Origin of the sequence: Nonomuraea sp. NPDC001831, from assembly GCF_042892035.1 — a bacterium.
Classification (GTDB): domain Bacteria; phylum Actinomycetota; class Actinomycetes; order Streptosporangiales; family Streptosporangiaceae; genus Nonomuraea.
The window spans coordinates 492641-515857 of record NZ_JBIATU010000001.1; the positions used below are offsets into that span (position 1 = coordinate 492641).

Genomic DNA, 23217 nt, shown 5'->3' on the forward strand with positions numbered 1-23217 from the left:
GCTCAGGGCCCGGGCCGCCCGGAGCCCGCCGGCGCGGGGACGATCGCCACCGGACACGCCGAGCGCCGGATCAGCCGGGCCAGCCCCCACGGCCGCCGCCACGCCAGAACCCCCATCGGACGCCGGGCCTCCACCACGAGCAGGCGGGCCGCGACCGAGGCCGCCAGGAGCGCGGAGCGGGCGTCACCGTCGCAGCGCTGCTCGTGCACCCGGACCTCCGGATGCAGCCGCCGCCACCTGCCCAGCGAAGGTCCGGCGGCCGAGCCGGCGCGCAGGACGCGCAGCCGGACGCCGTGCGCGGACGCGGTCCGGAAGGCGTAGCCGAGGAGGGCGTCCGGCGCGGGCCCGGGCTCCAGGAACACCACGACGTCGTCGTACGGACGTGCCGTCGCGCGCTTGGCCACGACCACCGGCGCGTCGGCCCTGGCGGCCAGCGCGAGGGCGACCGAGCCGAACAGCAGGTCGATCACCTCGTTGCGGGGACGGTGGCCGATCACGATCTCGACGGCGTCCCGCCCCGCGTCGCGCAGGACGGCCGCCGGCGCACCGGGCGCGACGTGCGCCGTCACCGCCGGGTGCCGCCCCCTGCCGCGGACCCGGGCCAGCGCGTCGGCGGCGACCCCCACGGCGATCTCGTACGCCGATTCGACGATCATCGGAGCGGCGAACGCCTTGGCCGCCGGAGGCCCCGCGAAATATCCGGCCAAATCCATGGCATGCACGATCCGCAACGGCCTTTTCCGGCGGATCGAGTCCTCCGCCGCCCATTCCAGGGCGACCGACGAAGGCGCGGACACGTCGGCGCCGACCACCACGGGGGCTCTGTTCGACGGCCCGTTCATGGGAATTCCTCCTTCGTCGCGCCAGCATTGCCGGACAATTCGCTGCCACGCATTCCTGACATGGCCCTGAATTCGCGCTGACATCCGCCGTACGCCCGGCGATTTCCCCGGAAGTCGCCGTGCGATCTCCAGGGCGACGGGTAATGGCGCGCTACCGGAGCACGTCCCCTCTAGCTTTCTCAAGGTGAAATGACATGCGCGTCGGAATCGTCGGAGCCGGTCTGTCGGGGCTCACCCTGGCCTGGCTCCTGGCCGACAGTTGCGAGACCGTGGTGCTCGAATCCCGCGACCGCGTCGGCGGCACGATGCGGTCGGTCCGCGTCCGCGCCGACGGCGGCGAGGCGACACTCGACTTCGGCGCCCAGGACGTCTCGCCGGACCTGTTCCCCACGCATCGCAGGCTGCTGGAGCTGCTGGGGTACGGCGACGAGCAGTTCGTGGACCTGCCGGCCTCGCTCACCGTCCTGAAGGCGGGACGGCGGGAGCCGCTGCTGGTCAGCCCGCACACCCCGGAGCCGTCCTGGCCCCGGGACGAGCGGCTGGGGGCGGCCTGGCAGGCGGTCGGGGCCTTCCTCCAGCGGGCCACCGAATGGGACAAGGAGGACGTCAGCTGGGAACGACCGCTGGCCGACCTGGTCGAGCCCCTGCCGGTGAGCCAGGAGATCAAGCGGGACGTGTTGTACGCCCGCCCGGCCTTCCTGTTCTGCTGCAGCCTCGACCAGGCCATGACCCTCTCGGCCCGCGCCGCCGTTGCCTTCTACGTCAACACCGCGGGCGAGCCGAGATGGCAGCAGCTCCTCCCGGGGCTGGAGAGCACGGCCTGGGCCCTGGCCGCGCGCGCCCCCGCCGCCAGGATCAGGACCGCGGCCGGGGTGCGGCAGATCCGCCGCGCGGACGGGCGCTACGAGCTCCTCGACACCGCCGGCGAGCGGCACGTCGTGGACGAGCTGGTCCTCGCGGTGCCGCCGTGGGAGGCGGTGCGGCTGCTCGGGCCGCTGGCGGGCACCCAGGAGGTCCGCGACGTCCTGGCCTGCTTCGAGCCGGTGGACACGACGTACGCGCTGCACCTGGATCCCGCCTACCTGCCGGAGAGCCGCGCCCACTGGTCGACCAGCGCCTTCGAGGTGCACGACGGCTGGAGCGAGAGCACCGACTGGTTCGGCCCGTCCAGGGGCGTCGAGGTCTTCAAGAGCCAGCTCACCCACCGCGACCGCCTGCCGAGGCAGGTGGTCCTGCGGGAGGACTACCGGCATCTGCTCATCACGCCCGCGGCCGTCCGGGCCCAGCGCCGCCTCGACGCGCTGCAGGGACGGGGTGGGCTGCACCTCGCCGGCCAGTACACCACGTGGGTCTCCAGCCAGGAGTCGGCCGTGCGGTCGGCGGTCGCCGTCGCCCGCAGGCTCGCGCCGCGCTCGCCGCGCCTGGCGGAGCTCCTGTCCGCCTGACCGGGACAGGTCCGACCGGGACAGGTCCGACCGGGACAGGTCCGACCGAGACAAGTCCGACCGAGACAAATCCGACAGAGGCAAGGAGGTATGTCATGCGCGCCGTGCGGTTCCACCATCACGGTGACCCCGCCGCCGTCCTGTCCGTGGACGACGTGCCCGTCCCCGTCAAAGGGCCGGACGACCTGCTCGTACGGATGACCACCCGGCCGATCAACCCCTCCGACCTGATGTACGTGCGAGGAGAGTACGGACGCGAGGCGACGTTCCCCGCACCGGCGGGCTTCGAGGGCGTGGGCGTGGTGGAGCGGGCCGACCGGGCGGGCACGTACCGCGAGGGCGCGCGGGTCGCCGTGGCCGCCACCGGCACCTGGCAGGACTACGTCAGCGCCGCACCCGCCGAGCTGATCCCGGTCCCGGACGCCATGCCCGACGAGGTCGCCTGCCAGCTCACGGTGAACCCCTTCGCGGCGCGCCTGCTGGTGGACCAGCTCGACGTGCCGCCCGGCGGGTGGCTGCTGCTGTCGGCGGGCGCGTCAGCCGTCTGCCGGATGGTCCTGGCCTACGCGGCCAGACGCCGGATCCGGTGCCTGCACCTGGTCAGGCGGCCGGAACAGGTGACGCAGCTGCGCCTGCTGGGGGCGGACGAGGTGATCGACGTCTCCGCCGGCCCGTGGGTGGACCGGGTGCTGGCCGTCACGTCGGGCGGGGCGGCCGCCGCGATCGACTCGGTCGGCGGCCAGACAGGCCGCGGCCTGCTGGACTGCCTGCGTCCCGGTGGCCGGCTCGTCGTGTTCGGGGCGCTGTCCGGCGAGCCGATCCCGCTGCCGTCCCGCCAGGTCATCTTCTCCTCCCTCACCGTGCGCGGGTTCTGGCTGCCCGAACGGCTCGCCGCGCTGGAGCCGCACGACCGCGCCCGCCTCACCGAGGAGGTGGTCGCGGACGTCGCCGACGGCTGGCCCGGCGTGGACGTGGCCGGCCGGTACGCGCTGCCCGAGGTCAGGGCGGCGGTGCGGCACACCGCACGGACCGGCGGCGCGGGAAAGGTGCTGCTCACCGAACGACGACCGGACGTCCCCGCCCCGGGGCCGGCCGGCGACCCCCAACCCGAATGACGGAAAGGACATCATGAACGACCTCATCATCCCGTGCATCGACGTGGCCGGCGGCAGGGCGACGCCCCCCTCGGGCATCCCCGGCCTGGCCGACCCCGCCGACGCCGTCGAGATCGCCTCGGTCTACCTGCGCGACGGCGCCGGGCCGATCTTCGTGGACGTGCAGGAGCCATGGACCGAGCACGAGACGTTCCTGCCCCTGATCCAGGCGCTGAGCGGGACGGGCGGCACGTTCTGGGTCACCGTGGACAACGGCTACATGCCCTCGATCGAGGCGGCCGAGGCCCTGCTGACGGCGGGCGCGGCGGCGGTCGGCCTGAGCACCACCTCGGTGGAGCACCCCTCGGTCCTGCACACGCTCGTGCAGCGGCACGGATCCGGCCGCGTGGTGGGCGTCATGAACGTCGCCCGCGCCGGCGACGGCCGCTGGAACGTCGCCATCCGCGGCGGCGAGCAGGAGACCGACCTGGACGCCGTCGTCTGGGCGAAGATGCTGGCCGACCTGGGCGCCGGCCGCCTGCTGGCCAACAGCCTCGACCAGGAGGGCACCGGCAACGGCTACGACCTGGAGATGACGCCGGCCATCGCCTCGGCGGTGGGCGTCCCCGTCATCGCCTCGGGCGGCGCCGGCGCCGTCGAGCACCTGTACGAGGGGCTCACGACGGGCGGCGCCCGGCACGCCCTGGTCAACAACCTCTTCCACAGCGGCCAGGCCACGATGACCCAGGCGCACGAGTTCCTCGACAAGGGCGGCCTCAGAAATCCCGTGGAAGGCGCCGCGGAATGACCGCCGAGACGCTGATCAAGGAGCTGGCGCGGGCCCGGGCGCAGTCGCCGCCGCCCAACCCGCTGCTCGCCCTGGCCGCCGACGGCCGGGTCACCGTCGGCCACCTGCGCCGCCTCGTCGCGATCGAGCGCGCCTACCACCATGCCGAGCTCGTGGCCTACGGCGAGCTGCTCACCCAGTTCCCGCACCCGCCGGCCGCCGGTTTCCTGCTCAAGGTGGCCGGGCTGGTGGACGAGGCGCGTGCCGCGCTCGCCGTCGTGGCCGAGCGGCTGGGCGAGCCGCCGGACCTCGGCGACGACCTGGCCGCGCACGCCTTCTGCGGGTACGTCTCCTGGCTGGCCCTGCACGGCAGCCAGGCGGCCATGGCCCTGTCGCTGTACTCCGCCCCGGACGGCGTCTACTACGGCGGCGCCGTCGAGCTGGTGCGGCTGCTGGACGAGCACGGCGTGACGGTGCCCGGGGAGTTCACGGCCTACTACGGCAACAGCCCCGACCCCCTGCTGACCGACGACGCCGCGGCGGTCGTGGACGACGGCCTGGCCCGGGGCGACGACCCCGGCGAGGCCCTCCGCGCGGCCCGGCTGTGCGACAGGTACATGGCCCTGCTCTGGACGGCGGCGGCCCGCACGTGAGGGGCCGGCCCGGACGCCACGGCAGGAGCCCGGCATGACCGCCCCGGTCCGGGCCGACGTGCACGTCCGCCTGGCCCCCGGGGTGACGACGCGCGACTACGAGCGAAGGTTGCGCGAGATGAGCGGCGTGGTGCACGCGCACGTGGTCGTCGGTGACTACGACCTGACCGTGCGGGTGGCCTGCGAGGACGGCGCGCAGCTCCGGGGGACGATGGCCCGCCTGCGCCAGGCCGGCGCGCAGGCCCTCGCCGCCGAGCTGATCGTCCGCACGCTGCTCGGCTAGGGACGCTCGGCCGGGGACGCTCGCCGGGGACGCGCGGCAGCCGGATGTCAGGTCCGCGTCAGGCCCTTGTCACGACCTCGGGGAACGCAGACATGTCCGCACAAGAGAAAGGTTTCACCATGACCGCCACCGCAGAGCTCACCCTGGCCACCTCCGCCGTCACCGAGCTCCGACGGCTGCGCGACCGCTCTCCGGTCGGCAACCGCCTGCTGGACCTGGCCGAGGTCGGCGGGCTCACCCTGGAGCACCTGCGCCGGCTCGTCGGCATCGAGCTGCAGTGCCACATCGCCGAGCTGGCCGCGTACGGCACCGTGATCGCCCGCTTCTCCGACAGCCCCGTCGTCGGCCTCTACCTGGACGTCGCCCGCCTGGTGTACGACGCGCACCCCAAGCTGCTGGCCTGCGTCCGCCCCCTGGGCATGGACCCGGCCGCGGCGGGGCGGTGGCCGTCCGGGCCCGACGCGCAGGCGTTCAACGGCTGGGTCTCGTGGCTGGCGCTGCACGGCGGCCAGGCCGACAACGCGCTGGCCCTCCACACGGACATGACGGTCTACTTCCCCGGCTGCCAGGCCCTGCTCGAAGCGGTCCGCAAGCAGGGGCTGGACGTGCCGCAGGAGTTCGTCGACTACTACGAGGGCGGCCAGTCCGACGAGCTGGAACGGCGGGCGCTGGAGGTCGTCGAGCACGGCCTGCGCAACGGCGAGGACAAGGCCACCGCGATCACCCGCGCCCGGCAGCTGGAGGAGCACATCGGCAGCTTCTGGACGGCAGCCGCGCACACCGGCTGAGCTGGAGAGGACCCCACATGAGCCTGAAGGAATGGAACGACACCGCGCGGCCCTACCCGCGCGACGCGGTGCTGCCCGAGCTGTTCGACGCCCAGGCCGCCCGGACCCCGGACGCGCCCGCGCTGACCGGCGGCGGCCGGACGCTGACCTACCGGGAGCTGGCCGGCCGCGCGGACGCGCTGGCCAGGGTGCTGCGGCGGCAGGGCGTGCGGGCGGGGACGCCCGTGGCCCTGCCCGTGGAACGGTCGGCCGAGGCCGTCGTGGGGATCTGGGCCGTGCTCAAGGCGGGCGGCGCGTACGTCCCGCTCGACCCCGAGGACCCGGTGGCCCGGCTGCGCGAGCTGACCCGGCGGCTCGGCGTCGAGCACGTCGTGACGCGCGCCCACCGGCGTCCGTTGCCGGACGCGCGGCACGTGCTGCTGCTGGACGGGCCGGTGCCCGAGGCCGGACCGCTGCCGCCGAAGGTGGCCTCGGCGACCGATCCGGCCTACGTCATCTTCACCTCCGGGTCCACCGGCGTGCCGAAGGCGGTCGCCGAACCGCATCGCGGGCCCGTCCGGCTGGCGACGGGGACCGACTGCGCCGCGTTCGGCCCCGACGACGTCGTCCTGGCCACCACGAACCCGACGTTCGACGTGTCCTGCTTCGAGATCTTCGGGGCGCACCTGAACGGCTCCCACCTCGTCGTGCCCGAGCCCGAGGCGCTGTTGTCGCCGCCGGACCTGGCCCGCGAGCTGCGCGAGCGCGGCGCGACCGTGCTGTGGCTCAGCGCGGGCCTGTTCCACCAGCTCGGCTTCGCCGACCCCGGCATGTTCTCCTCGCTGCGCTACCTGGTGGCGGGCGGGGACGTGCTGAACCCCGACTGCGTGCGCGGGGTCCTGGCCGCCGGGCCGCCCGAGCACCTGGTCAACGGCTACGGTCCCACGGAGAACGGCACGTTCTCCACCGCCCACGAGGTGACCGAACTGCCGCCGGACGCCGAACGCGTGCCCATCGGACGGCCGATCGCCAACTCCACCTGCTACGTGCTGCGCGAGGACGGCAGCCCGTGCGAGCCCGAGGAGGAAGGGGAGCTGTACGTCGGCGGCGACGGCGTGGCGCTCGGCTACGTGGGCGACGAGGAACGCACGGCCGAACGTTTCCTGCCCGACCCGTTCCTCGGCGGGGACGCGCGCATGTACCGGACCGGCGACCGGGCGGCCTGGCGGCCAGGCGGCGTGCTGGACTTCCTGGGCCGGCTGGACCGGCAGGTCAAGGTCAGCGGCTACCGGGTGGAGATCGGCGAGGTCGAGTCCGAGCTGGCGGCCCATCCGGAGGTGCGCGAGGCCGCCGTGACCGTACGGGAGTCCGGGCGGGGCGACCGGGCGCTGGTGGCGTGGGCGGTGCCGCGGCGGGCGGAGGACCGGCGGTCCTTCGCGCTGCGGGTGCGGGCGTTCCTGCGGGACCGGCTGCCCGCGTTCATGGTCCCCGGCCGGGTCGCGGTCGCCGACGAGCTGCCGCTGAACAGCAGCGGCAAGGTGGACACCCGCGCCCTGGCCGAAGCCGGCGGCCGGCCGTCGGCCGGCCCCGCCGACCCGCCGCGAGGCGAGATCGAGCGGTGCGCCGCCGAGGTGTGGACGGCCGTGCTCGGGACGCCGGTGGAGTCCCGCGCCGACGACTTCTACGAGCTCGGCGGCACGTCGTTGCAGGCCGTCCAGATCGTCACCGCGCTGCGCGCCCGCCCCGGCATGGGCGGCCTCCCCGGCCCCGCGCTGGTGCGCGCGCTGCTGGACTCCACGTCGCTGGAGGCGTTCGCCACCCGGATCGCCGCCCTGCGCGCGGGGGCCGACGGCGCGGACGGTGAGAGGGACGTGGACCTCGCCCGGGAGGCCCGGCTCGACCCCGGCCTCCGCTTCGGCCCGGCGGACCCGGCGCCCCCTCGGGAGATCCTGGTCACCGGCGCGACCGGATTCCTGGGCGCCTTCCTGGTCCGGCGGCTGCTCGACGTCACGGACCTGCGCCTGTCGTGCCTCGTGCGGGCGGCGGACGGCGAGGACGGGATCCGCCGGATCGGCGCGGCCCTGCGCAGGTACGGCCTGCCGGCGGCGGACCTCGACACGAGGGTGACCGCGGTGCCCGGCGACCTCGCCCGGCCCGGCCTGGGGCTGACGGCGGCGGAGCTGGACGGGCTCGCCGGCCGCACGGACGTCGTCCTGAACGCCGCCGCCAGGGTGAACTTCGTCTATCCCTACTCCCGGCTCCGGGACGTCAACGTCGGCGGCGTGCGCTCGCTCGTCCGCCTGGCCGCCCACGGCGGGCGCGCGCGCCCCTTCCACCACGTGTCCACGGTGGACGTGCTCGCCGCCGCGGACGGGCCGCCCGCCGGCGGGCGGGTGCGCGAGGACGATCCGCTGCCGCGTCCGGACCGGCTGCGGCAGGGGTACGCGGAGACCAAATGGGTGGCCGAGGCCCTGCTGGACGAGGCCGCGGAGCGCGGGCTGCCGGTCGCCCTCTATCGGCCGTACGAGATCACCGGCAGCCGGGACCGGGGCGTGTGGAACACCGGCACCATGATGGCCGCCGTGATCAAGGCGATCGCCGAGTCCGGGGTCGCGCCGGACGTGCCGCTCCGGCTGGACTTCGTCCCCGTGGACTACGTGGCCGAGGCCGTCGTGGCGCTGCTGGCCGGGGCGCCGGCGCGCGGCCGCGTCTATCATCTGGCGAACCCGCGCCCGGCCGCCCTGTCACTGCTGGTCGAGCGGCTGCGCCGGCAGGGCTACCCCGTCCGGGTCACCTCCAGGGACGACTGGGTGCGGGAGATGGAACGCCTCTGCGCCGCCGACCCGTCTGCGCCGCTGGCCGGGTACCTCACGCTGCTCACCGGCGAGGAGGCGGCGGCCGGCTCCGTGCCGGCCCGGCAGCTCGCCGGCGCCCTGCCGGAGCCGGATCTCACGAACCTGGCCGAGGCGGCCCCGGACGTGCCGGCCGCCTGCCCACCCGTGGACGCCGGACTGCTCGACCTCTATATCGGATGGCTGCGCGAAACCGGCTACCTGCATCAAAGCACAACAGCATCCCGAGAAACACATTCTCCGCGCGGTTCCCGTGGATAAGTTAACATTTACAGTTGCCGGGCGCGGCACAATCGATGCGGGCGATGATGATCTCATTTGACATTCTGGGCCCATTGGAAGTCAGGGTCGATGAAGACCGGATTCAGATTGCCGGCCCGAAAAAACGCTCTTTGTTCGCCGTGCTGCTGCTCCGGCACGGCGACGTCGTCCCGGTCGAGGACCTGGTCGCCGAGTTGTGGCGGGACGACCCGCCCAGGCAGGCGGCGAACGCGCTCCACGCGCACGCGTCCCGGTTGCGGATGTCCATCATGCGCTGGCGGGAACGCCACGGCCTGCCGATATCCCTGCAGACCCGCTATCCCGGATATTGTCTCCAGGTTCCGGCCGAGGCGATCGACGCCGTGCGCTTCGAAGAGCTCGACGCGGCGGCGAACACGGTGAAGTCGGCCGAGCCGGACAGGGCCGTCGCCCTCCTCCGCGAGGCGCTGGCGCTGTGGCGCGGCCCGGCGCTGCAGGACGTGCCGCGCGGCCCGATCAGGGACCAGGCCGCGCAGCTCCTGGAGAGCCGGCGGATGCTGACCACCGCCAGCCTCATAGAGATCAACCTCGACCTGGGCCGGCACGTCGAGATCATCCCCCAGCTCGAGGCGCTGGTGCTGCAGAACCCCCTCGAAGAACGGCTCTATTCCCAGCTGATGGTCGCGCTGCATCGCGCGGGCCGTCCCGCCGACGCGCTCGGGATCTACCAACTCGCCCGCGTGTCCTTCGCGAAAGAGATCGGGCTGTCCCCCTCGCCCGCGTTGGAAAGGCAAATGCTGGCCATTCTCAATCGATCCACCAAATAGCCGGACGAGACAAGGAGAAACCGATATGAAGACCGACCGCAGGCTCGACGCCGTCTCCCTCGTGCAGGAGATCGGCCGGCGGACGGCGGAAAACCCGATCGACAATCCGATCGTCGCGAAATTGCGGGAGGACCGGTTCACGCCGGCGGATCTGCGGCGGCTGCTGGAATTCGAGGTGCGGCTGAACCGCACCGAACTCGCCGCCTACGCGCTGGCCGCGTCCAGGTTCGCCGGCCAGCCGGAGGACGTGTACTGCCTGCGTCTGCAGGAAATGGCGTCGCGCGCCCGGACGAAACTTCTGGACTGCGCGCGCGTCCTGCCCATCGAACCGCGCACCGGAGCCGACGGCCGGGCCGAGGGCTTCACCGCCTACGCCTACGGCTCCTACCTGAGCTGGCTCGCGCTCAACGCGAACCGGGCCGGCCTGGGCGCCGCCTCGCTGGTGGACGTCCGCTCGTACTTCGACACCTCCGACGAGCTGGGCGCCTGGTTGCGCAGCCCCGGCAGCGGCGCGCCCGAGGAGGCGGTAGCCTTCTACGGCGGCGAGCCGGAGGGGTTGAGCGCGTCGGCCGTCGCCTTCATCCAGGCCGGGCTCGACGCCGGCGACGACCCGGACGAGGCGCTGCGCCTCAGCGACGTGATGCGCGACGTCATGGGGTACTTCTGGCGAGCGGTGTCGGTCGGCTGACGCGTTGGCGGTCCCCGGGGATCAGGCCACCGGACAGCCCAGCCGGCCACCCGGGGACCAGGCCCTGCCCGCCCGCATCCCTATCCCCGGCCCGTGTCCGGCGGGCCGGCGACGAGGGCGGTCAGGGCCTCGGGCGTCGGATGGTCCTGGACGGCGGACACCGGAAGCCGGACGCCGCACACCTCCTCGACCCGCTGGACGATGCGGGTGGCCGCCAGCGAGTGGCCGCCGAGGTCGAAGAAGTCGGATCGGGGGCCGACGTCGTCCACCATGAGGACCTCACGCCAGATCTCCACCATGCCGGTCAGGGGGATGGTCATCGCCCGCTCCTGTTCTGCTCCTGTGCCAGCCGGCGCCGCACGCCGGGCCGGTCGATCTTGCCGTTGGCCGTCAACGGGATCCTCGGGCCGGGCACGACCCGGGTGGGGATGGCACTCTCCGGCAGGTCCGCCGACATGAAACGCCGCAGTTCCCCCACGGTGGGGCACGGCCCGGACACCACGACGAGCGCCCCGAGGGCACGCGTGTCGCCGACGGTGGCGACGGCCGCCTGGCGGACGCGCGGATGGCGCAGCAGCGCGGCCTCGATCTCGGCGGCCTCGACGCGTACGCCGCGCACCTGGAGCTGGCCGTCGTCCATCCGTCCCTGGAACTCCAGCTCGCCGCGGGCGTTCGCGGCGGCCAGGTCGCCGGTCCGGTACCAGCGGCCGGGAAGGCCGGGCAGGGTGACGAAGCGGCGGGCGGTCTCCTCGGGCCGGCGATGGTAGCCGAGCGCGAGCACCGTGCCGCCGATGTGGATCTCCCCGGTGCTCCCGGCAGGCACGGGCCGCCCCCGCGGGTCCACCAGGACGACGCGGGCGCCGTCGATCGGCCGGCCGATGGGCGGCAGGCCCGAGTCCGGCACCCGCCCGATGGGGTGCCAGGTGGCGCAGACGGTCGCCTCGGCGGGCCCGTAGTGGTTGACCAGGTCCCAGCCCCGAGGGAGGCGGCGCAGGCGCAGCGCGTCACCGCCGGTGAGCATCGTGCGCCAGGGGATGTCGTCGTCGGCGTCCAGCTCGACGAGCATCTCGGCGAGCGGGGTGGGCGCGAACAGGATGTCGATCGCCCGCTCGCGGCCGAACTCGACCAGCTCCACGGGCGAGACCCGCACCTCGTCGGGAGCGACCACGAGCGTGCCCCCGGCACACAGACAGGGCCAGATCTCCCAGACGGCCGCGTCGAACCCCAGGCCGGCGGTGTGCAGCTGACGGGTGCGCGGGCCCGTCCGGTAGGTGCGGTGGTGCCAGGAGACCAGGTTGGCCAGGCTCTCGTGGCCGACCAGGACCCCCTTGGGCGTCCCGGTGGTCCCCGAGGTGTGCACGATGTACGCGGCCCGGGCCCGGGTCCGCCGGAACTCCGTCCCGCCCCGGTCGAGCTCGCCGGGCGTGCGGCCGGAGCGGCCGGACACCAGGATCGTGCCCGGCCCCATCTGGTCGAGCAGGGCCCGTTGCCGCCGTCGGGGGAGCGCCGCGTCGATGGGCGCGTACGGGCGGCCGGACAACATGGCCGCCAGCGCGGCGACCACGAAGTCGCGCCCCCGCGGCAGGCGCACGCAGACCGGCGCGCCCGGCGGGCCCGCCCGGTCCAGGGCCGCGGCGCCGCTGACGGCGCGCCGTAGCAGCTCGCCGTACGTGAGGCCGCCGCGGTCGTCCTCGATCGCGACGTGGCCGGGCTGGACGGCGGCGATCCGCGACACCATGTCGGGCACGGTCACGTTCATGGGCAGCTCACCTCTCGCGTGGTCGGGGGCAGGACGTCCTGCACGGCGTGGGCGATCGCGGCGGCCCCCTCGTCGGTCAGCACGCTCCAGTGGTCGCCGGGGATCGGCCGCACCCGCACGCCGGCCGGGTACAGGGACGAGAGCCACCGTTCCAGCCACCGGCAGCGGCGCGGCGAGGCGCCGGCCCGCAGGACGACCGCCGGGCAGGGCACCGGGCGGGGGCGGTGGAGGAGGAGCGCGCGCAGGTTGCGGCGGTAGACCCCCGCGAGGTCGAACCCGTCGCCGGACGCCTCGACGAGCCCGGCGATGCGCCGCCCGGCCTCGGTGGCGGCCTCGGTGGCGGCTCCGGTGGCGGCTCCGGTGGCGGCTCCGGTGGCGGCTCCGGTGGCGGTCCCGGTCGCGGTCCCGGTGGCGGCTGCGCCGGGGCTACGGCGGGCACGGCGCAGGTGGCGCAGGTGGCTCAGCGCGTCGGCCAGATGGCGGGGATGGGCGCCCACGGGGATGCCCGGCCCTGGTGGCGGATGCCCGTCCACGCAGATCAGGAGGGCGACCGGGTCACCGTCCCGGGTCAGCTGCCGGGCCATCTCGTGGGCCACGACCGCCCCCATCGACCAGCCGAGCAGGACGACGGGCCGCCCGTCCGGCCGTACCCGCCGGAGCTGGCGTACGTGGCCGGCGGCCAGGGCCTCGACCGTGCCGGGGTGGCGGGTCCCGGCGACGAGCCCGGGGGTGTCGAAGGCGTGGCAGGTCCGGCCGGTCAGGGCGCCGGCCAGCGGCCGGTAGGCGAGCGAGCTGCCCGACGCGGGCGGCACCAGGAAGATCGGGTCGGGCGACGGGCCCCGGGCGAGGAGCGTTGGCTCGGCGTCCGGCTCGTCCCCGGCGTCCGGCCCGTCCCCGGCGTCCGGTCGGTCGCCGGCGGACGGTCGGTCGGCGAGGTCGATCAGCTGCCCGAAGGTGGGGCGTCCGGCGAGGTCGAGCAGGTGGCCGAAGGTGGGGCGTTCGGCGAGGACGCCGACCGGGATCTCGGCCCCCAGCCGCTCCCGCGCGGCGGCGGCCAGCCGGACCAGCCCCAGGGACTCGCCGCCCAGCCGGTAGAAGTCGTCCTCGGGGGAGACCGCGTCCACGCCGAGCGCGTCCCGCCACAGGTCCGCCAAGGACGTGCGGGCGGCGTCCGGCCGGTCGGGGGAGGTCGCGGGCGGCGGGAGCGGGGTGGCGTCGTCCGGCGTGACCGGGTCGAACGGCGGGGCCGGGAGCGCCCGGCGCCGCCAGGCGGCGGGGTCGTCCCGGGTGGGGGCGTCCTGGTCGGGATTGTCCACGTCGGTCCAGTTCACGGGGGCGCCGTGGGCCCACAGGGAGCCAAGCGCGTCGAGCACGCCGGTCCGGTCCGTGCCGTGGCGGCCGGGGAGGGCGACGGCCGCGAGATCCGCGTTCCATAACGGATGGCGCCGCAGGGAGGCCGTCGTCGCGGTTCCCGCGCCCAGTTCGGCGAACAGTTCGGCCGGGCCGTTCAGCAGGTCGCCCACGCAGGCGCGCATCCGGACGGTGCCGCACAGCTGCGCCACCCAGTAGCCGGGATCGGCCGCGGTCCCGGCGTCCAGGGGCTCGCCGGTGAGGCCGGACAGCACGGTGAAGTCGAGGCCGCCCCGCACGGGCGTCCTGGCGACGGCCCGCGACAGCGCGTCGGCGGCCGCGCGCATGGACGGGGAATGGAAGGCGTGGCCCGTACGCAGCGGCGCGTGGGCCACTCCGGCCGCCGCCAGCTCCGCGCGCAGCCGCTCGACGCGTTCGCGCGGGCCGGCCAGGATCGTACGACCGACGTCCTCGACCGCCACCGACAGGCTGGTGTCCCGCCCGAACCCGGGCACCGCCTCCGCCACCCGGTCGAGCGGCAGATCGACGGCCAGCATCCGGCCGGGCGGGCAGGCGCGCATCGCGGTCGCGCGCTCCGCCACCAGGACCAGGGCGTCCTCGAACGTCCACAGCCCGGCGGCGGCCACCGCGGTGTACTCGCCCAGGCTGGAGCCCAGCGCGGCGACCGGCCGCAGGCCCCAGTCCATGAGCTGGCGCGCGATCCCGTAGCCGAGCACGAACAGGTTCACCTGCTGGACGAGCGTGTCGTCGCCGCCGTCCCGGCCCAGGACGTCCGGGTCGAGCCCGAGCCGCTTCGCGAGGACGGTCCGGGCGCGCGCGTCGGCCTCCCGCACGGCGGGCAGGCAGGCGCGCAGCGCATCGGCGGCGCCGCCGGCCCGCGGACCGCCCTGGCCGGGGAACAGCAGCGCGACCCGCCCGGCGTCCCGCGCCCGCAGCGGTGTGGTCTCCCTGGCCAGCTCGCGGACGGCCGCCTCCGGCGTCTCGGCCACCACCGCCCGTCGCAGGGGCAGTTCGCGGCGGCCGAGGCTCAGCGTGCGGGCGGCGTCCGGCATCGAAGGGGCGTCCGCGGCGCCGAGCCGGTCGGCCAGGTCCTTGCGGTAGGCGGACAGGGAGGGCGCGCTGTGCGCCGACAGGCACAGCACCCGCGGCCCAGGACGGGGCGTGCCCGCCGTCAGCGCCGGTGGCGAGGCGAGCACGACGTGGACGTTGGTCCCGCCCATACCGAGCGAGCTCACCCCGGCCAGCGCGGGGCCGGGCCACGGCCGCCGCTCCGTCGCGACGCGGAAGGGGCCGCCGTCCAGGCCCAGGTCCGGGTTGGGGCGCTCGAAGTGCGCGCTCGGGACGATCTCCTCGTGCCGGAGCATCAGCGCGGTCTTGATGAGGCCCGCGACGCCGCTCGCCGCGCCCGCGTGCCCGATGTTGCCCTTGACCGAGCCGAGGCCGCAGAACCCGGCCCGCCCGGTGTGCGCGCCGAACGCCTCGGTCAGGGCCGCCACCTCGACGGGGTCGCCGAGCCGGGTCCCGGTGCCGTGCGCCTCGACGTAGGACACCTCGGCCGGATCGACGCCCGCCGCGTCGAGGGCGCGCGCCGTCACGTCCCGCTGCCCCTGCACGGACGGAGCGGTGAAGCCCACCTTGCGGGCGCCGTCGTTGTTGGCCGCCGACCCGCGGACGACCGCGACGATCTCGTGCCGCTCGCGCAGGGCGTCCGCCAGCCGCCTCAGCACCACGACGCCCACGCCGTCGGCGGGCACGGTGCCGCGGGCCCCGGCGTCGAAGGGCCGGCAGTAGCCGTCGGGCGAGAGCACGTCGCCCTCGACATGCCGGTAGCCGCCCTCCGGATGGACGCCGATGCGCACGCCCCCGGCCAGCGCCACGTCGCACTCGCCGTCGCGCAGGCTGCGGCACGCCAGGTGCACGGCCAGCAGCGAGGTCGAGCACGCCGACTGCACCGTGATCGCGGGTCCGCGCAGGCCGAGCTTGTAGGCGACCCGGGTGGCCAGCATGTCCTTGTCCCAGGCGGTCTCCGGAGCGCCGTCCTTGACCAGGGGAGGGTCGCAGCCGCCGAAGACGCCGATCGCGCCGTCGAAGCGGACCGGGTCGAGGGCCGCGTCGTCGAGCGCGAGCGAGGCCGTCTCCAGGAACACCCGCTGCTGCTGATCGATGGACGCGGCCTCGGCCCGGCTGTAGCCGAAGTAGCGCCAGTCGAACAGGGCCGCCCCCGGCATGACGCCGTACGCCGCGACGAACCCCTCGCCGGACGGGTCCGCGCCGCCGCGCGGGTTCGGGCGGCGCTCGATCGTGTCGGCGCCGGTGCGCAGGTTGTGCCAGAACCGTCGCACGTCCGCCGCGCCGGGGAAGCGGCAGGCCATGCCCACGATGGCGATCAGGTCAGGCATGCCCGCCTCCTCCGACGGCCGCCGTCACACCGTCCGCGGTCAGACGGGCGGCGAGGGAACGCACGGTCGGGCAGGCGAAGAACACCGTCACGGGCACCTCGGCGCCGAGCTCGTCCTCCAGCCGCACCTGGACGCGGGTGAGCAGGCCGGAGTCGCCGCCGGCCTCGAAGAAGTTGTCGTCCAGGCCGATCCGCGGCCGGCGCAACACCTCGCGCCACACGCCCAGGACGTGCTCCTCCAGCGCCGCCGCCGGCCCGCCGGGGCGGCCGGCGCCTCCCGCGTCCGCCCGTGGCGGGGCGGCCGCCGGCGGGTCGCCGGGTCTCAGCGGGGTGGTCCGCCCCCGGGCGAGGTCGTCCAGGGCCGCGGCGACGAGCCGCGCGAGGCGGGCCGCGTCGCCTTCGTCCAGCAGGCCGCCCCGGCAGGTGATCGTTCCGTCCAGGCCGCCGTCCGCGGCCGTCCAGACCGTGATCATGACGGGGTGGGCGGCGTGCGGCCGGGTCTCCGGGAAACGCATCCTGGTCAACGGGCGCCCGCCCAGCTCGGCCGGCTCGCCGTCGTCGCCGGTCTCGAAGGCGAGCAGGACCTCGCAGAACGGCGCCGCGTCCAGCCGCCGGGCCGGACGCAGCCGGGCCACGACCCGCTCGTAGGGCACGTGCTGGTCGTCGACGGCTTCGGCGATCTGGTCGCGCAGGACGGCGACCAGCTCGTCCGGGGTGCCGGCCGGCCCGGTGCGGGAACGCAGGACCACCAGGTTGACGCACGGCCCGACGGCCTGGGCGAGCGCGGGATCGGCTCGGTTCTCGGCGGGCACGCCGAAGGTGACGTCGTCGCGTCCGGTCCAGCGGTGCAGAGCGGCGGCCACGGCGCCGGCCACCACCGTGAACGGGGTGGCCCGCAGCCGCCGCCCGGCGGCGCCCAGCTCCGCGCCCCGCACCGGCGGCAGCGGAACCGTGACGGGCTGCTCGCCGGGATGCGCGGCCGGCCGCAGGATCGTGCTCGGCGCGCCGGCCAGACGCCGTCCGGCACGGGCCAGCGCGGCCTCGTCGTCCCGCGCGAGTTCGGCCGCCGCGACGTCGCGGAACTGCGGCCCCTCCCACGGCGGCGGTGCGCCGCCCGCCTGCGCGGCCGCGTAGCAGCGGCCGAGGTCGCGCATGAGGACGCGCACCGAGCCGCCGTCGGTGACCAGGTGGTGCTGGCGCAGCACCAGCACGTCGTCCTCGTCGGCGGGGCGCAGGACGGCCAGGTGCAGCAGCCGTCCCGCGGCCGGGTCCAGGGCGGGAGCCCCGGCCGCCCACCGCGCGACGTCGTCCTCGGACACCTCCCGGGACCGGATCTCCCGCACGTCCACGTCCGGCTGCCAGGGGTCGCCGACGAGCTGGCGCAGCCCGTGCTCGCCGGAGCGGAAGCGGGTGCGGAGGATCTCGTGCCGCCCGGTCAGCTCGGCCGCGGCCCGGCGCAGCGCGCCGTCGTCCAGCCGCCCGGCCACCCGCCAGGCGACGGTTTCCTGGTAGGAGCCGGGGAGCAGGCGGTCGGCCAGGTGGATCTGCCGCTGGGTGGCCGAGGCCGGTGCCTCGTCCGCGTCCGCCTTGCGTAGGTCGGCGGCGTTCTCGGCGAGCGCCTCGACGTCGAGCTTGCCGTTGACGGTCACCGGCAGGCCGGGCACGGTGGCGTAGGCGTGCGGGATCATGTACGGCGGCAGCCGTTCGGCCAGGTGGCCGCCCAGCTCGTCGGGCGTCGGCGGCGCGCCCGAGAGCACCAGGTAGGCCACGATCCTGCCCTCGGAGCCGCCCTCCAGCAGCACGGCCGCGTCGCCGACGCCGGGGTGCTCGCGGAGCCGGGCGGCGATCTCGCCCGGTTCGATCCGGTAGCCGTGCCACTGGAACTGGTCGTCCACGCGGCGCAGGTAGAGCAGGCCGCCGTCGGGGCCGAGGCGGGCCAGGTCACCGGTCCGCAGGAGCACGTCCGCGCCGAACGCGTCCCGCACGAACCGTTCCCGGTCGAGCTCAGGCCGGCGCAGGTACCCCGCGGCGACGCCCGCTCCGCCGAGCCACATCTCGCCGGTCGCGCCCTCCGGGACGAGCCGCCGTCCCGTACGCGGGTCCACCAGGTGCACACTGGTGTGCGGGAGGGGGCGGCCGATGGGGCTGACGTCCCGTTCGCAGTCCTCGGCGGTCACCTCGTGGACCGTGGCGTGGACGGTGGCCTCGGTGATCCCGTACAGGTTGACCAGCCGGGCGCCCTGATGGCGGCGGTGCCAGTCGCGTAACCGGGACGGGTCCAGCCGCTCGCCGCCGAACAGCACGTACCTCAGGTCCGGCAGCGGCTTGGGGTCGGCGTCGTCCACGGCGACCAGCCGGGCGAAGGCCGACGGCGTCTGGTTGAGGATCGTGACGCGCTCGCGCAGCAGCGTCTCGCGCAGCGCCCACGGGTTCTGGACGTCCCCGTCCGGCATGACGACCAGCCGCCCGCCGGTGGCCAGGCAGCAGAAGATCTCCCAGACCGACATGTCGAAGGCGCAGGAGTGGAACTGCGCCCACACGTCGTGCGGCGAGAAGTCGAAGGGGAAGTGCGGGCCCGAGATCCGGGACACCACGTTGGCGTGGGTGACCAGGACGCCCTTCGGCTGCCCCGTCGTGCCCGAGGTGTACAGGCAGTAGGCGGGTGATGATCCCGGAAGCTCCGCAAGCGGGGCGTCCCCGGCCGCCGCACGGAGGTCGTCGAGCGTGACGGCGCTGTCCTCCCCGGACGGGGTCTCCTCGACCAGGAGCCGGCTACGGCTGTCCTGGAGGATGAACGAGGCCCGGGATCCGGGATGGCGGGGATCGATCGGGACGTACCAGGCGCCCGCCAGGAGCGTGCCGAGGATGGCCTCCACGGTGGCGGGGGCGGGCGGCAGCCTGAGCGCGACGGGGTCTCCCGGCCGGACCCCCGTCGCGGCCAGGCCGCCCGCGATCCGGGTGGCCCGTCGCCACAGCTCGCCGTACGTGACGCGCTCGCCGTCCCCGACGACCGCCACCGCTTCCGGTTGCGCCTCGGCCTGTGCCCGGACGAGACCGTGGACGGTGGCGCCGGCCGCCGCCGGCCCCGCCGGGGCGGGAGCCGGGCGGGTGACGAGGTCGAGGTCGCCCAGCCGCCGGTCCGGCGCTCGGGCCACCGTGTCCAGCAGGGCACTCAGGTAGCCGGTCAGCTGTCCGACGCGTTCCGTGGCCGGGCGGGGGCCGGACACGCCCAGCCATGCCCGTGGCCGTCCCTCCTCCAGGGCCAGGCGCACGTGCAGCGGGCCCGGCGCGTTCCCTCCGGGGCCGGTCGTCCGTACCGTGAGGGTGGCCGGCGGCGGGGAGAGCGCGGGGCACTCCGACACCTCCCGGCACAGCCGGGAGAACGGGACGTCCACCCCGACCCGCACCTCGACCGTCCGGGGCGGGCCGTCGCCGGGGAGGTGCAGGGCGAGCCGCACGCCGCCGTCCGCGCCGTACAGGGAGAGCAGGGCGGCGAGGCCCGCCACGAGGCGGACCGCCGGCTCCCGCGCCGCGTCCGGCGGAACGGGGACCGGCCGTTCCACGGTCGTCTCGTGCAGTTCCGGAGAGGCGTCGCCGCCCACTTCTGCCAGGAACGCCTCGATCCCTTCCTGCGGTCGTCGTGTCACTGGGAGCTCCCGTTCGACTGGTCAGGTGGTCGCGTGAGCGTCTGCTCGCGTGATCGTGCCGGCTTGTTCGTCCGATCGCTGCTCGCGGGATTCCGCGGGCCGGGCGCCGCCCCTACCCGGGCCTCCAGGGGGGCACACGGCGACCGCCGCGCACGTCAGAGCCCTGTCACAGCACGATCAGCCGCACGTCAGGACGGGTTGGCAGGAGGGAGGCGGACGCACGTCCCATCGACGAGGGGAGAACCATGTACACCGACTTCGAGCCGACCCCGCTGGCCGGCCAGGCCGTACGGCGGCTGCGGCAGCTGCGGGACGACGACCCCGTGCCCAACCGGTTCCTCGACCGCATGGACGCCGGGACGCTCACGATGGACCACGTCAGGCAGCTCGTGGGCGTGACCCACAAGTGCCACCCCGCCGAGATCACGGCGTTCGCCACGATGATCGCCCGCGACCCGCACCCGCTCGCGGTCGAGTTCTTCGACGGCATGCTCGGCCTGATCCACCGTGCCCGGCCCAAGCTGGCCAAGGTGATGGCCGCCCTGGACCTCGACGAGGAACGCCTGCACCGCTGGCCGGCCGACCCCGCCGCCTACCAGGTGGCCGGGACGTGGGGCTGGATCGGCTTCCTCGGCACCCAGGCCGACGCCGCGCTCGCCCTGTACTGGGACATGGTCCGCTACTTCCCCGACAGCGACGAGATGCTCGCCCGCCTGCCCAAGACCGGCCTCGACGTGCCGGAGGAGTTCGTCGCCTACTACGGCGGCGGGCAGTCCGACGAGCTCGAACGTCAGGCGCTGGCGGTGGCCGAGCACGGCCTGCGGCGCGGGCAGAGCGCGGACGACGCCGTGTTCGCCGCCCGCCTGATGGAGGAGAGCATCGGCCAGTACTGGGCCGCCGCGGCCGCCGACCCGCGCGAGCCCCGGCCCTGATCCCGGCGATCCCTTCTCGGAGGCGCGGCTCCCCGCCCCGCCACCTGCGTCTTCGTGCGCGACGCCCGGCGGTGCGCTCGGCCCGTGCCGGCGGGCGTCGTCCCCGTCTTGTGCAAGGGCGGCGAATGCGGTGGACTCGCTTGATCACGACAAACCGCGGGTGTGTGCCGGCGGCGGGCCAGATCCGAGAAGGGACACGCAACAATGAAGTTATCGCGGAGCGGCCAGAAGATGTCTGACATGTCGGGCCTGCGGAGCATCATGGAGGACGTCGCGACCTCCACCGCCTCGGGCGCGTCCGACTGGCTGAACCTGAGCATCGGCAACCCCGCCCAGATCAAAGAGGTCATCGACGCCTGGAGGGACCTGACCGCGACCGTCGTGGCCGAGGACTTCGCCGCGACCAGCAGCCGCTACGGGCCCTCACGCGGCATGCCCACCCTGGTCGAGGAGATCGTCACCTCCTTCAACGCCCGCTACGGCTGGGGCATCACGGCCGACAACGTCGTGGTGGGGCCGGGCAGCCAGATGCTCTTCTTCATCGCCACCGCGCTGTTCTCCGGCCAGACCGCCGACGGCTCGTTCCAGCGCGTGGTCCTGCCCATGACCCCCGACTACGCCGGCTACCTGGGCCTGTCCACGGACCCCGACGGCGTGACCGGCATCGCCCCCGCGACCGAGCTGATCGGCGACAGGTCCTTCCGCTACGCCTTCGACTTCGAGGCGGTGGAACGATGCCCCGAGATCGGCATGCTCCTGCTGTCCAGCCCCAGCAACCCGACCGGCCGCAGCATCGACGGCGACGAGCTCGCCCGGCTGATCGAGCTGGCCCGGCGCCGTGACGTGCCGCTGATCGTCGACCACGCCTACGGCGCCCCCTTCCCCCGCGTCGCCGCCTCCCGGGTCGCCCCGCAGTGGGACGACCACCTGATCAACTGCTTCACCCTGTCCAAGGCGGGCATGCCCGCCGAACGCGTCGGATTCGCGATCGGGCCGTCCCGGTACATCCGCGCGATGGTGTCGTTCATGGCCAACTCCGTCCTGCACGCTCCGCAGCTCATGCAACGGGTGGCGGCCAGGGCGCTGTCCTCGGGGCTGCTGGACCGGCTCGCCTCCACGGTGATCAACCCGTTCTACCGGGCCCGCCGCCTGTACGCCGAGCGCCTGCTGGCCGACCTCCTGCCCGAGTCCGTCGCCTGGCGGCTGCACGCCGGAGAGGGCGGCATGTTCTGCTGGTTGTGGATCGATCACGACTGGTTCGACGACATGGCCCTGTACCGGCTGATGAAGACCAAGAAGGTCTTCGTCGTCCCCGGCCGCCACTTCTTCGCGCCCCCGGCGTCGGCCGCCACGCCGGAGCCCCACACCAGGCGGTGCTTCCGGATCAGCCTCACCGCCGACGAACACGTGATCGCCGAGGGCGTCGGAAGGATCGCGGAAGGCCTCCTGGAGCTGCGCCGCGGCTCCTGAAGGCCCGCGCCGCCCGGACCTGCCGCCCCTCACGAGCCCAGGCCCGGCGCGGCCCCGCCACCAGGACGCCGCTACCAGGACACCGCTACTTGGCGAGGCCGAGCCCTCGGACCAGGACGGTGGCCGCCTTGGCGATCACGCTGTTGTCCATGGTCGCGTTCGGGGCGGTGCGATTGGTGTAGATCGCGATGATCACCGGCGCGCCGGAGGGCGGCCAGGCGACGGCGATGTCGTTGGCCGGAGCGTACGCGCCGGCGCCGCCGCCGGTCTTGTCGCCGACGATCCAGTCCCGCGGAACCCCGGCCCGGATGCGCTCGGCGCCGGTGACGCTGGCCCGCAGCCAGTCGTTCAGCCGCTGCCGGTCCTCGGGCACGAGCGCGTCGCCCAGGCTGAGCTGCTGCAGGTCGCGGGCCATGAACGCGGGCTTGACGGTGTCGCGCTTCTCGCCCGGCTTCCAGTCGTTGAGTTCCGGCTCCCAGCGGTCGAGCCGCCCGACCGGGTCGCCGAGCGAGCGGTAGTAGCGGGTCAGCCCGGCGGGTCCGCCGATCTGCTTGAGCAGCACGTTCGCCGCGGTGTTGTCGCTGGCGGTGACGGCCGCGTGGCACAGCCGGTCCGCGGTCATGCCGTTCCTGACGTTCTCCGGCCGTCCGCTGATCGGCGAGTTCGCGACCACGTCCTCGGCCGTCCAGTGCAGCGTGCGGTCCAGCAGGCCGGGGTCGGTCGTGCGGGCCTTGTCCAGGATGGCGCCGCACAGGACGGCCTTGAAGGTGGAGGCGCCGGCGAATCGTTCGCCGCCCCGGTAGGAGAGGGTCCTCCCGGTGCCGGTGTCGATCGCGTAGGCCCCGATGCGTCCCTGGTAGGAGTTCTCCAGCGCGCGCAGTTGCTTCCTGACGCCGGCCGTGCCGCTCTCCGGCCGGGCGGCGGCGAGGACGGACGCCGAGCGCGTGTCGGCCCCCGCCGAGCCCGCCAGGCCCACGACGGCCGCCATCGCCGTCGAGGTCGCCAGCACAGAAGCGCCGAGCCTGGTACGCAGCCCTCCGTGACGAACGTCTCTCATCCCGACTCCCCGATCTCGATCCGGACCTTCCCGAGCGCGACCAGAAGACCAGAGGCCGCAGCGGGATGTCCAATAGCGATATGAGACACCGAACCATAAGGATCC

General features: G+C 74.7%; 17 protein-coding genes and 1 pseudogene. 11 read left to right on the forward strand and 7 right to left on the reverse strand.

Annotated elements, in window-relative coordinates; all coding sequences use genetic code 11:
- Positions 1–2: 2 nt before the first annotated feature.
- Positions 3–842, reverse strand: a complete 840-nt coding sequence (locus tag ACFYYW_RS02220) for a universal stress protein (protein ID WP_387644038.1) — start codon at positions 840–842, stop codon at positions 3–5.
- Between the two features lie 194 nt (positions 843–1036).
- On the opposite strand from ACFYYW_RS02220, the gene ACFYYW_RS02225 reads away from it, so the two are divergent.
- Positions 1037–2287, forward strand: coding sequence for an FAD-dependent oxidoreductase (locus ACFYYW_RS02225; protein WP_387644041.1), 1251 nt, complete (start codon positions 1037–1039; stop codon positions 2285–2287).
- 15 nt (positions 2288–2302) lie between these two features.
- Here the strand turns inward: ACFYYW_RS02225 and ACFYYW_RS02230 are convergent.
- A pseudogene (locus ACFYYW_RS02230) lies at positions 2303–2371 on the reverse strand (pentapeptide repeat-containing protein); the annotation flags it as partial.
- Positions 2372–2382: 11 nt separating this feature from the next.
- Here ACFYYW_RS02230 and ACFYYW_RS02235 point away from each other — a divergent pair.
- The 8 genes from ACFYYW_RS02235 (at position 2383) to ACFYYW_RS02270 (ending at position 10478) form a co-directional block, all read left to right on the forward strand.
- Complete coding sequence (locus tag ACFYYW_RS02235; protein ID WP_387644044.1) at positions 2383–3402, forward strand: zinc-dependent alcohol dehydrogenase family protein; 1020 nt, start codon at positions 2383–2385, stop codon at positions 3400–3402.
- A 13-nt stretch (positions 3403–3415) separates the two neighbouring features.
- Entirely contained in the window at positions 3416–4189 is a 774-nt protein-coding gene (locus tag ACFYYW_RS02240; protein ID WP_352324699.1) for a HisA/HisF-related TIM barrel protein, read from the forward strand.
- Positions 4186–4821 (forward strand): hypothetical protein, encoded by a 636-nt coding sequence (locus ACFYYW_RS02245; protein WP_387644046.1) that lies wholly within the window; start codon positions 4186–4188, stop codon positions 4819–4821. Before ACFYYW_RS02240 ends, ACFYYW_RS02245 begins: the two co-directional genes overlap by 4 nt.
- A 34-nt stretch (positions 4822–4855) precedes the next feature.
- Positions 4856–5104 (forward strand): Lrp/AsnC ligand binding domain-containing protein, encoded by a 249-nt coding sequence (locus tag ACFYYW_RS02250; RefSeq protein ID WP_387644048.1) that lies wholly within the window; start codon positions 4856–4858, stop codon positions 5102–5104.
- A gap of 119 nt (positions 5105–5223) precedes the next feature.
- Positions 5224–5892 carry a hypothetical protein gene (locus ACFYYW_RS02255; protein WP_387644051.1) on the forward strand — a complete coding sequence of 223 codons (669 nt, stop codon included), beginning with the start codon at positions 5224–5226 and terminating at the stop codon, positions 5890–5892.
- A 17-nt stretch (positions 5893–5909) separates the two neighbouring features.
- Entirely contained in the window at positions 5910–8984 is a 3075-nt protein-coding gene (locus tag ACFYYW_RS02260) for an amino acid adenylation domain-containing protein (protein ID WP_387644053.1), read from the forward strand.
- Between the two features lie 14 nt (positions 8985–8998).
- Positions 8999–9790, forward strand: a complete 792-nt coding sequence (locus tag ACFYYW_RS02265) for a BTAD domain-containing putative transcriptional regulator (protein ID WP_387644055.1) — start codon at positions 8999–9001, stop codon at positions 9788–9790.
- Between the two features lie 25 nt (positions 9791–9815).
- Entirely contained in the window at positions 9816–10478 is a 663-nt protein-coding gene (locus tag ACFYYW_RS02270; RefSeq protein ID WP_387644058.1) for a hypothetical protein, read from the forward strand.
- 80 nt (positions 10479–10558) lie between these two features.
- On the opposite strand, the gene ACFYYW_RS02275 is transcribed toward ACFYYW_RS02270, so the two are convergent.
- The 4 genes from ACFYYW_RS02275 to ACFYYW_RS02290 are packed head-to-tail and all read right to left on the reverse strand — an operon-like array spanning position 10559 to position 19653.
- Entirely contained in the window at positions 10559–10798 is a 240-nt protein-coding gene (locus ACFYYW_RS02275; protein WP_352324691.1) for a phosphopantetheine-binding protein, read from the reverse strand.
- A complete protein-coding gene (locus tag ACFYYW_RS02280; protein WP_387644061.1) occupies positions 10795–12237 on the reverse strand; it encodes an amino acid adenylation domain-containing protein in 1443 nt (480 codons plus the stop codon). The genes ACFYYW_RS02275 and ACFYYW_RS02280 overlap by 4 nt, the downstream gene beginning before the upstream one ends.
- Positions 12234–16007, reverse strand: coding sequence for a type I polyketide synthase (locus ACFYYW_RS02285; protein ID WP_387644064.1), 3774 nt, complete (start codon positions 16005–16007; stop codon positions 12234–12236). Before ACFYYW_RS02285 ends, ACFYYW_RS02280 begins: the two co-directional genes overlap by 4 nt.
- Complete coding sequence (locus tag ACFYYW_RS02290) at positions 16000–19653, reverse strand: amino acid adenylation domain-containing protein (RefSeq protein ID WP_387644066.1); 3654 nt, start codon at positions 19651–19653, stop codon at positions 16000–16002. The genes ACFYYW_RS02285 and ACFYYW_RS02290 overlap by 8 nt, the downstream gene beginning before the upstream one ends.
- 245 nt (positions 19654–19898) lie before the next feature.
- On the opposite strand from ACFYYW_RS02290, the gene ACFYYW_RS02295 reads away from it, so the two are divergent.
- Positions 19899–20585: a hypothetical protein gene (locus ACFYYW_RS02295; RefSeq protein WP_387644069.1), complete on the forward strand. Its 687-nt coding sequence runs from the start codon at positions 19899–19901 to the stop codon at positions 20583–20585.
- Between the two features lie 204 nt (positions 20586–20789).
- Complete coding sequence (locus ACFYYW_RS02300) at positions 20790–22055, forward strand: valine--pyruvate transaminase (protein ID WP_387644072.1); 1266 nt, start codon at positions 20790–20792, stop codon at positions 22053–22055.
- Positions 22056–22140: 85 nt separating this feature from the next.
- On the opposite strand, the gene bla is transcribed toward ACFYYW_RS02300, so the two are convergent.
- The gene (gene bla, locus ACFYYW_RS02305; protein WP_387644075.1) at positions 22141–23112 is read right to left on the reverse strand and encodes a class A beta-lactamase; all 972 of its coding nucleotides are present in this window, start codon (positions 23110–23112) and stop codon (positions 22141–22143) included.
- Between the last annotated feature and the right edge of the window lie 105 nt (positions 23113–23217).

Excerpts from the sequence above, each read along its gene's own strand:
- ACFYYW_RS02220 (WP_387644038.1), bottom strand. The coding sequence starts at position 842 with ATGAACGGGCCGTCGAACAGAGCCCCCGTGGTGGTCGGCGCCGACGTG.
- ACFYYW_RS02300 (WP_387644072.1), top strand. The coding sequence starts at position 20,790 with ATGAAGTTATCGCGGAGCGGCCAGAAGATGTCTGACATGTCGGGCCTG.
- ACFYYW_RS02295 (WP_387644069.1), top strand. The coding sequence starts at position 19,899 with ATGTACACCGACTTCGAGCCGACCCCGCTGGCCGGCCAGGCCGTACGG.
- ACFYYW_RS02260 (WP_387644053.1), top strand. The coding sequence starts at position 5,910 with ATGAGCCTGAAGGAATGGAACGACACCGCGCGGCCCTACCCGCGCGAC.
- ACFYYW_RS02225 (WP_387644041.1), top strand. The coding sequence starts at position 1,037 with ATGCGCGTCGGAATCGTCGGAGCCGGTCTGTCGGGGCTCACCCTGGCC.
- ACFYYW_RS02255 (WP_387644051.1), top strand. The coding sequence starts at position 5,224 with ATGACCGCCACCGCAGAGCTCACCCTGGCCACCTCCGCCGTCACCGAG.
- ACFYYW_RS02245 (WP_387644046.1), top strand. The coding sequence starts at position 4,186 with ATGACCGCCGAGACGCTGATCAAGGAGCTGGCGCGGGCCCGGGCGCAG.
- ACFYYW_RS02235 (WP_387644044.1), top strand. The coding sequence starts at position 2,383 with ATGCGCGCCGTGCGGTTCCACCATCACGGTGACCCCGCCGCCGTCCTG.
- ACFYYW_RS02280 (WP_387644061.1), bottom strand. The coding sequence starts at position 12,237 with ATGAACGTGACCGTGCCCGACATGGTGTCGCGGATCGCCGCCGTCCAG.
- ACFYYW_RS02285 (WP_387644064.1), bottom strand. The coding sequence starts at position 16,007 with ATGCCTGACCTGATCGCCATCGTGGGCATGGCCTGCCGCTTCCCCGGC.
- bla (WP_387644075.1), bottom strand. The coding sequence starts at position 23,112 with ATGAGAGACGTTCGTCACGGAGGGCTGCGTACCAGGCTCGGCGCTTCT.
- ACFYYW_RS02275 (WP_352324691.1), bottom strand. The coding sequence starts at position 10,798 with ATGACCATCCCCCTGACCGGCATGGTGGAGATCTGGCGTGAGGTCCTC.
- ACFYYW_RS02250 (WP_387644048.1), top strand. The coding sequence starts at position 4,856 with ATGACCGCCCCGGTCCGGGCCGACGTGCACGTCCGCCTGGCCCCCGGG.
- ACFYYW_RS02240 (WP_352324699.1), top strand. The coding sequence starts at position 3,416 with ATGAACGACCTCATCATCCCGTGCATCGACGTGGCCGGCGGCAGGGCG.
- ACFYYW_RS02270 (WP_387644058.1), top strand. The coding sequence starts at position 9,816 with ATGAAGACCGACCGCAGGCTCGACGCCGTCTCCCTCGTGCAGGAGATC.